This window comes from Amycolatopsis sp. SID8362 (assembly GCF_010550475.1).
Lineage (GTDB): Bacteria > Actinomycetota > Actinomycetes > Mycobacteriales > Pseudonocardiaceae > Amycolatopsis > Amycolatopsis eburnea.
Genome location: NZ_JAAGNB010000137.1, coordinates 1 through 7,660, shown reverse-complemented (window position 1 = coordinate 7,660; position 7,660 = coordinate 1). Strand labels below are relative to the sequence as shown.

The following is a 7,660-nucleotide window of genomic DNA, read 5'->3' as shown; positions in this document are numbered from 1 at the left end:
CCCGGCCGGGGTCGGCGCGCGGAAGACGTCGCCGATCGCCGCTTCGAGGCCGAGGGTGGCGCGGATGCCGGAGACGAGCTTCGCGGCGAGGAGCGAGTGGCCGCCGAGGGCGAGGAAGCCGTCGTCGATACCGACGCCGTCGACGCCGAGGATCTCGGAGAACAGGCTGCAGAGCGCGGCTTCCCGCGGCGTGCGCGGGGCGCGGCCGGTGCGGGCGGCGGCCCAGTCGGGGGCTGGCAGGGCCTTGCGGTCGAGCTTGCCGCTCGGCGTCAGCGGGAAGTCGTCGAGCACGACGAACGCGGCCGGGACCATGTATTCCGGCAGGTTCCCGGCGAGGGCGGCGCGCAGGGCGTCGAGGTCGGGGGTGCCGTCCGGGACGACGTAGCCGACCAGCCGCTGGTCGCCCTCGCGGTCTTCGCGGGCCAGCACGCACGAGCCGCCGACGCCGGGCTGACGGTCGAGGACGGCCTCGATTTCGCCGAGTTCGACGCGCAGGCCGCGGATCTTGACCTGGTGGTCGGTGCGGCCGAGGTAGTGCAGCGCCCCGGTTTCGTCCCAGCGCGCCAGGTCACCGGTGCGGTACATCCGCTCCCCCGGCTCGAACGGGCTGGCCACGAACCGCTCGGCCGTCAAGCCGGGCCGGCCGTGGTAGCCGCGGGCCAGCTGGACACCGGCGAGGTACAACTCGCCGGATTCCCCGGGTGCGACGGGCTGGAGCCGCGCGTCGAGGACGTAGGTGCGGGTGTTCCACACCGGACGTCCGATGGGGACGGTGGCGTTTTCCTTTTCACAGGCCCAATAGGTGACGTCGACCGAAGCTTCGGTGGGGCCGTAGAGGTTGTGGAGTTCGACGCCGGGCAGGGTGGCGAAGAACCGGGCCTGCAGTTCGGCGGGCAGGGCTTCGCCGCTGCACAGCACGCGGCGCAGGCCGGTGCAGGTCGCGGCGGCGGGGTCGAGCAGGAAGGCCTGCAGCATCGACGGGACGAAGTGGACGGTCGTGATCCGCTCGGCGCGGATGACCCCGGCCAGGTAGGCGGGATCGCGGTGGCCGCCGGGCCGCGCGAGGACGAGCGTGGCGCCGGTCAGCAGCGGCCAGAAGAACTCCCAGACGGAGACGTCGAAGCTGGACGGCGTCTTCTGCAGCACGCGGTCTTCGGCGGTGAGGCCGTACTGGGCCTGGGTCCAAGCGAGCCGGTTGACGATGCCTTCGTGCGGCACCAGCACGCCCTTGGGGCGGCCGGTGGAGCCGGAGGTGTAGATGGCGTATGCGAGGTCCTTTGTGGACACCTCCGGCTCGACGACCGGGACCGCGCCGTAGTCGACGTCGTCGAGGAGGATGGTCTCGGCGGCGAAGAGGTGTTCGTGGTGGGACTGGGTGAGCACGACCGGCGCGGCGCTGTCGGCGACCATGTAGGCGAGGCGGTCGGCCGGGTAGTCCGGGTCGAGCGGGACGTAGGCGCCGCCGGCCTTGAGCACCCCCAGCAGGGCGATCACCAGCTCGAGGGACCGGTCGGCGCAGACGCCGGTGAGGACGCCGGGGCCCACGCCCCGCGCGGCCAGGAGGTTCGCGAGCCGGGCGGCCCGGTCGTGGAGTTCGCGGCAGGTGAGGGTTTCGCCCTCGAACACCAGCGCCGTCGCGTCCGGGGTGCGGGCCGCCTGCTCGGCGAGCAGCCGGGTGAGCGTGCGGCCCGCCTCCGGGACGTCGGTCGTGGTGTCGTTCCAGGCCGCCAGCAGCTGCCGGGCGTCGTGGTTCACGGTGATCAGCTCCAGTTCGTTCACTGCCGGCGGGGAAGGGTCAGCGCATCGCGGCGACGAGGCTCGCCGGGCGCAGGTCGGTCCAGTTCTGCTCGACGTACTCGAGGCACGCGGCGCGGGTGTCCTCGCCGTGCACGGTCCGCCAGCCCGCCGGGACGTCCACTGTGGACGGCCAGAGCGAGTGCTGGTTCTCGGCGTTGACCAGGACGAGGAAGGTGCCGTTCTCGTCTTCGAAGGGGTTGCTCATGATTTCTTCTCCTCTGTGAGGGCGGCCCGGCCGAGTGCCGGGGTGGCGACGAGCAGGGCGAGCGCGACGAGCGCGACCGCGGCGTGGGCGAACATGGTCAGCGGGACGCCGAGCGCCTCGACCAGGACGCCGATCAGCAGGTTCCCGATCGGGGTGGCGGCGAGGGTGAACAGCGCGAGGATCGACATCACGCGGCCGCGCATCTCCTTCGCCGACCACCGCTGAGCGAGGCTCACGAGCACGAGCGCGGTGAGCCCGGCGACCAGGCCGAGGGTGAAGAAGGCGGCGATGCCGACGGCGAGGTTCCCGGTGGCGAGCAGCGCGAGGCACCCGACCTGCGCGGCGAGCCCGGCGGTGGCGAGCCGCCCGGCCTTCTCCCGCGGCGGCCACTTGACCGAGACGACGAAGGCGAGCGACGCGCCGAGCGTCATGGCGGTGAGCAGCCAGCCCGCGCCCTGGGTGCCGCCCAGCAGGACGAGCCCGAGGTTGATCGGCCCGGCGCCGCTGAGTTCGAGCAGTCCCGTGACGATCATGGCGGTCCTGAGCGCGGGCCTTCTCGCGACGTACCGCGCGCCTTCCGCTATTTCCTTGCCCAGCTGCCGGAGCTTGACGCGCTGCCGGGGCTCTTTGCTGGTCAGGGTCTTGGTGTTCCCGGCGGCGATGGCGGAGACGAGGAAGCTGACGCCGTTGACGGCGGCGACGGTGACGAGCCCCCCGAGCCCGGCCAGCCACGACCCGAGCGCCCCACCCGCGGCCTGCCCCCCACGCACGGCGGCGAGGTAGACGGCGTTGCCCCGCACGAGGTGCTCGGCCGGCAGCAGGTTCGGCCGGAGCGCGTCGGAGGCCGGGATGAAGAAGGCACTGGCGACGGCCATGACGACGATCAGCCCGGCGAGGAGTGGGAGCGACGGCCCCACCAGCAGTACGGCAGCGGCCCCGCCGAGCATGGCCCCGGCCCGGACGAGATCGGTGGTGATCAGGACCCGGCGTGGCCCGGTCCGGTCGGCGACGGCGCCGCCGACCAGGAGGGTGAGGACTTTCGGGAGGGACCCGAGGGCGAGCACGAGGCCGGCGAGGGCGGGGCCGGCGGTGCCGACGAGGGTGACGGAGAGGGCGATGAGCCAGACCGCATCGCCGAAGGAGGACAGCCCCATGGCGGCGACGAGGCCGAGGAAGGGAGCGGGCAGCGCTTTGCCCGCGCGGCTCGCTTCCGCGCCGGGCGCCACGCCCGCCGCACCGCGCGGCTCGGTCACCGCGCCCGGCTTGGCCACGCCTGAACCCGATCCAGCCACCGCGACACTCGGCCTGGCCACCGCACCCGGCTCGACCGCAGGAGCGCCTGGCCTGGCCACCGCACCCGGCTCCGCCGCCGCGGCGGCGCGGGGCTCCTCGACGGCAGTCACGACACACCCCCGACCGCGGCCACCCGGGGTCGTGAGTGGTGAGTCGGGTTAGAACCCGACTTCCCACTCACGACCGGCCGCGCCGGACCTGCCGAGCCGCGCGTCATGAGAGCACCTGCTCGCGAACCGGCGCCGGCGTGCCCGGGAACCAGACGTCCTCCGGCGTCAGCGCGTCCGCCTGGTACTGCCCCAGCGCACTCAGCAGCAACCGCAGCTCCAAAGCCAACGCCTCCGCGAACCGCACCAGCCCGGACTCCGGGTCCGTGTCCACCGCCAGCAGCGCGGCCCGCCCAAGACCCGCCGCGCGGGCGCCCAGGGCCAGAACCTTCGCCACCCGCGTGCCCTCCCACATCCGGCCTGACGCCAGCAGGCAACCGCCCGGCACCCCGATGCGGGACAAGCACTCCGCCAGCGGAAGCCCCACGGAAGAGAACGACACCGGCGTCCAGCCCGACCCGCCCTCGGCACCGTCGACCGTCACCGCGTCGGCACCCGCCTCCCAAGCCACCGACGCGGCCGAAGCGACGTCGCGGCCCGGTGGGAGCTTCACCCACACGCCGGCGCGCGGGAAGTTGTTGCGCATCAAGCGGATCTGCTGCCGCAGGATCTCCGGTGTGAACGTCCCGGGCGAACTGCTCCGCAGCACCGAAGACCCAAGCGCCAGATCCACCGCATAAAGCGAAGCGAGCGAAGCGGCGTCAGCCGGGGAAACCAGCGTCATCCCGCCGAGCCCCGGCTTCGCGCCCTGCCCGACCTTCAGCTCGAACGCCAGCCGTCCCGACTCCAGCAGCGAAGCCGCCGATGGGTCGGAATACACCAGGTTCCAGACCTCCGCGTCGGCGTCCTCCGTGCTCTGCTGCACGACGACGCCGCCGAGGCCGTCCGGGGCCGCGTCGCCGTACGCCCGCAGGCGCTCCAGCAACGTCCCGGCCGAAGGTCCGCCCGTGCGCCCGTGGCCGTGCACCGGGACGACGTTCTCGCCGATCACCATCGGGATCCCGATGGCGGCGGCCTGCGCCGACGCCGCCGCCCCGAGGCCGGCGCCCGCGACCTGCGTCGAGCCGAACGCCGACAGGTACACCGGCAGCGAAGACGCGAACCCGCCGATCGACGTCGCGAGCGAGACGTCGCCGTACAGCGGCTCACGCCCCAGCTCGATCAGCTTCTCCAGCCGCCGCGGCACGAACACCGGCGGCACCAGCCGCGCGGCGTCCAGAACGTCCGAAGCGACGTCCGACGACCCACCGAACAGCGAAGTCCCGTAAGAAGACGCGTCCGGGAACACCGCCGCGGCGCCCGAACGGGCCCGCTCCCGGACCAGGTCGGCGGGGAACCCGGCAGCGCTCAGCGCGGTCACGGCGAGACCACCCCCGGCAGCTTCGGGAACGCCGTCGCCTGCCACACCGAGTCCAGCCCGGCCACGTACCGCGTGAACCGCTGGATGCCCAGGCCGAAACCGGCGCTGCCCGGGATCCCCGACCGGACCAGGTCGAGGTACCAGGCGTACTTCGCCGGGTTCTCACCCGTTTCGCGCATCCGCGTGACGATCCGGCCGTACTCGTGCTCACGCTCGCTCCCGCTGCACAGCTCGCCGTACCCCTCGGGCGCGATCAGATCGAAGTTGCGCAGGACACCGGGCGCCGAAACGCTTTCCCGGTCGTAGAACCCGCGCGAGCCCTTCGGGTAGTCGACGAGGAAGAACGGCCGCGCGTGCTTCTCCGACAGGATCGCTTCGCCCGCCCAGTCGATCTCGGCGTCCGCGCTCTGCGGGTGGCCGAGCTCGCGCAGCGTCTCCACGGCGGTCGCGTGCGACAGCCTGCCGAACGCGCCGCCGAGCAGGTCGGTGAACGCGCCCGAGTCGCGGCCCAGCGCTTCCAGCACGTCGCCCGCGTCCTCGACGACCCGGCGCACCACGTGCGCCACCAGGTCCTGCAGCAGGTCGAGCACGTCGTCGCGGGACGCACCTGCCACCTCGACGTCGAGCTGGTGGAACTCGGCCAGGTGCCGGCTCGTGTTCGCCGTCTCCAACGGCTCGAGCCGGACGTTCGGCGCGACGTAGAAGATCTTCGAGAAGCCCAGCAGCGACGCCTGCTTGTACAGGATCGCGCTGGTCATCAGCTTGTAGCGGTGACCGTAGAAGTCGACGTCCACCTGCTTCGCGCCGCGGCCGCCCGGGTCGGTGACCGGGCCGATCACCGGGGGCAGCAGCTCGGTGAAGCCGCGGGCGCCCAGGAACGCGCGCGCCTCGGCGAGCAGCTTGTGCTGGAGGCCCAGCACGTGCCGGGTGCGCTCCGCGGTCAAGTGCGTGCGCGGGTCCGGCGGATCGGTGTACTCCATGGCGTTCTCACTCCCAGCTGGTCGGGCGGTTCAGGACAGGACCGGGTCGAGCCGTCGGCGGTGGTAGGACAGGTCGGCGAGCAGCCGGGTCGCGCTGACCCGGTCGTGGCCGCGGCGGCCGCCCAGCGCGGGCGGCAGCGGCATCCGGCCGGTGTGCCACCACTGGAGGCGGCCTTCGTCGTCGAGCACGCACCGGGTTTCGCCGCCGTTGTCGGGGTGCAGGCAGTACGGGACGTCGAGCAGGCCGCGTTCGAACGCCGCCGGCAGCGCCTCGGCCAGCGTCGGGGCGAGCGAGCGCACCTCGTCGACGAGCAGCCGCGCCTGGGCGTACACCTCGGTCTCCCCCGGCGGCGCGGCCGGCGCGGGTGCCGAGAGCGCGGTCGCGTGCGCCAGCCGCAACGCCGAGACGTTCTCCTCGACGGTCGGGATCCGGTGTGCTTCGGCGGTGGTCTTGACGATCAGCCGCTCGGTGCCGGTGCGCACGGCCAGCCGGACGCTCTCGGCGACCAGCTCCCGCGCCCCGGCTGCGGACTCCGGGAACAGCCCCATGTACGTGTAGAGCACCAGGTGGTGGTCCACAGTGGACAGTTCCTCGGCGCACAGCCGCCGCATCGCCCACAGCGCTTCGGCGTCCTGCTCCGGGCTCGTCTGCTGCGCGTAGCTGGCCGACACGCTGCGCACGCCGTGCTCGGCGAAGAACAGGCACTCCAGCACCGACAGCGCGACGAGCAGGCCCGGCGGGCACAGCTGGCCGAGCATGCAGCCGCCGAAGCTCTCCAGGTGGCAGTCGACCGCCTGCCCGGCCAGCAGCGACGCCGAGCGCGACCACGCCTTCGCCGCCGTCCGCAGCGGCACGCTGCTGTAGGGCAGGCAGTAGGACACCGGCCCGCCCTCGGAGGCGTCGAGACCGGCTTCGAGCATCACCGCGAAGATGTCTTCGGGCTGCGCCGAGCCGTGCCGCACCTGCACCGGGAAGCCCGGCAGGTCCGCCACCAGCTTGGCGGTGACCGAAGGCCCGAGCGCCACCAGCGGGAAGCCGTTGAGCGGGACCCCGGACTGGACGGACATCGCGGCGAGGTCGTGCTGCCCGGTGCGGGTGTAGCTGTCGAGCGTCACGGTGCCGACGGCCGGGACGCCTGCCCCGGCCACCGCGCGCAGCCCGCGGCGCATCGCGGCCGGGTCGGAGAACCCCATCCGCGGCTGGACGACGAGCGTCCGGCGGCGGCGGTGCTCGGCCACGAACGCGCTGAACACCGACCGGGCAGCGGTCACCGCAAGGTCCGGATGTTCGCGGCGACGAACTCGCGGAAGGACTCGATCGCCTGGCCGGAATCGCCGGCGCCGACGTGGAACACCGCGTCGTAGCCCAGTGCCAGCAGCTCGGCCTCCAGCGCGCTGTTCGCGTCGCCGTGGACGCCGAGCTTGCCGCCGATCACGGCGGGCAGCCCGGCCAGGACGGCGTCGGCCCGCAGCGCGGAGATCACCCGGGCGCCGTCGACGTGGCCGTGGCCGTTGATGGTGCTGATCACCAGGCAGTCCGGCCGCTCGGCGCGGCAGGCCGCCAGCAGCCGCTCGACCGGGACGCAGGCGCCGAGGTTGACCACCTCGTGGCCCATTTCCTCCATGATCAGCTGGAGGGCGACGAGGTTCCACATGTGCGAGTCGGACTGGACGCTGGACAGGACGAACTTCAGCGGGGACCCCGCGGACACGGCGGGCCGGTCCGGGGTCTGCTCGATCTGGAAGGTGGTCATCGTGCGTCGCTCCCTGTGCGTTCGGGGAACGTCCGCGGTGCGGGCCGCGAACTTCTCACGACGAATCGTCATCGGCCGGCGCCCGGCGCACATGGGTGCGGCGGCCCCGCATTCCCCCGGCGTTCGCCCACCCCGGTCCGCCTCGCGCGCGGGCGTCGCGGCCG

The 7,660-nt window shown here is 73.2% G+C and carries 7 protein-coding genes; all 7 read right to left on the bottom strand.

The features are described 5' to 3' along the window. On the bottom strand, positions 1 to 1,779 hold a 1,779-nt coding region (locus G3I65_RS05260), incomplete at its 3' end, for an amino acid adenylation domain-containing protein (protein ID WP_160695090.1). A 16-nt stretch (positions 1,780 to 1,795) separates the two neighbouring features. After that, a complete protein-coding gene (locus G3I65_RS05255) occupies positions 1,796 to 2,002 on the bottom strand; it encodes an MbtH family protein (protein WP_166639700.1) in 207 nt (68 codons plus the stop codon). Beyond that, positions 1,999 to 3,273, bottom strand: coding sequence for an MFS transporter (locus G3I65_RS05250; protein ID WP_160695089.1), 1,275 nt, complete (start codon positions 3,271 to 3,273; stop codon positions 1,999 to 2,001). Before G3I65_RS05250 ends, G3I65_RS05255 begins: the two co-directional genes overlap by 4 nt. Before the next feature lie 235 nt (positions 3,274 to 3,508). After that, on the bottom strand, positions 3,509 to 4,762 hold the full coding sequence (locus G3I65_RS05245; RefSeq protein WP_160695088.1) for a glutamate synthase-related protein: 1,254 nt from the start codon (positions 4,760 to 4,762) through the stop codon (positions 3,509 to 3,511). Continuing rightward, the gene (locus tag G3I65_RS05240; RefSeq protein WP_160695087.1) at positions 4,759 to 5,742 is read right to left on the bottom strand and encodes an asparagine synthetase A; all 984 of its coding nucleotides are present in this window, start codon (positions 5,740 to 5,742) and stop codon (positions 4,759 to 4,761) included. The genes G3I65_RS05245 and G3I65_RS05240 overlap by 4 nt, the downstream gene beginning before the upstream one ends. A gap of 30 nt (positions 5,743 to 5,772) precedes the next feature. Next, a complete protein-coding gene (locus tag G3I65_RS05235; RefSeq protein WP_160695086.1) occupies positions 5,773 to 7,014 on the bottom strand; it encodes a methylaspartate mutase in 1,242 nt (413 codons plus the stop codon). After that, complete coding sequence (locus G3I65_RS05230; protein ID WP_125315374.1) at positions 7,011 to 7,496, bottom strand: cobalamin B12-binding domain-containing protein; 486 nt, start codon at positions 7,494 to 7,496, stop codon at positions 7,011 to 7,013. The genes G3I65_RS05235 and G3I65_RS05230 overlap by 4 nt, the downstream gene beginning before the upstream one ends. Positions 7,497 to 7,660 lie beyond the last annotated feature (164 nt).

What these genes read in the sequence shown, in the direction of transcription:
- G3I65_RS05255 (WP_166639700.1), bottom strand. Translation starts at nt 2,002, where the DNA reads ATGAGCAACCCCTTCGAAGACGAGAACGGCACCTTCCTCGTCCTGGTC.
- G3I65_RS05240 (WP_160695087.1), bottom strand. Translation starts at nt 5,742, where the DNA reads ATGGAGTACACCGATCCGCCGGACCCGCGCACGCACTTGACCGCGGAG.
- G3I65_RS05230 (WP_125315374.1), bottom strand. Translation starts at nt 7,496, where the DNA reads ATGACCACCTTCCAGATCGAGCAGACCCCGGACCGGCCCGCCGTGTCC.